At 67.1% G+C, this 517-nt stretch carries 1 protein-coding gene; it reads right to left on the bottom strand.

Going from position 1 to position 517, the window contains the following annotated elements:
- A partial coding sequence (locus DBR22_RS21530) for an MGH1-like glycoside hydrolase domain-containing protein (RefSeq protein ID WP_441296256.1) occupies positions 1-517 on the bottom strand: 517 nt, incomplete at both ends.

The following is a 517-nucleotide window of genomic DNA, read 5'->3' as shown; positions in this document are numbered from 1 at the left end:
CACATTGGCGGGACCGAACTCCGCCCCGAACCGGGACGGGTCCGCCAGCTGGGCGAGGGCTGCTTTGGCCTTGCTTTCGTCCGCGGTGACCAGGGCGCCCATCACGCCATCGCTGATGGGTATCCGGACCGACGGCCCGCCGCCCACCACCGCCTGGTCTGACCAGAGCTGCTCCCCATGGTCCCACAGAAGCTCGTCCATGGCGGCCGCCAGTTCGGTGGCCCGTTCTTCCAAGATCGCATCCCCGGTGACTGCGGCGAGTTCCCGCAAGTTGAATGCGGTGTAGGCATTGAAGGCTGCCGGGCACGCCACGAAGCTGGTGGACCACTTGGCCGAGCCGTCGTCGTCGAAAAAGATTTCCTTCATGCGCTCCTTGTTCCAGGCCGTTCGGGAGGGGCGGCTGTAGCCCTCTTTGGTCCGGCCCGGGGCTCCCCAATCGTCCCAGCGCGGGGAATGGTCATTGCCTGCCTCCCACGGGTGGACCACGTAGATGAGCCCGTCCGGGGTCCGGCGTTCC

The sequence above is a fragment of the Arthrobacter sp. HMWF013 genome (genome assembly GCF_003061105.1).
Lineage (GTDB): Bacteria > Actinomycetota > Actinomycetes > Actinomycetales > Micrococcaceae > Arthrobacter.
The sequence above is the reverse complement of the archived record's forward strand: the minus strand, read 5'-3'. Positions and strand labels throughout refer to the sequence as shown.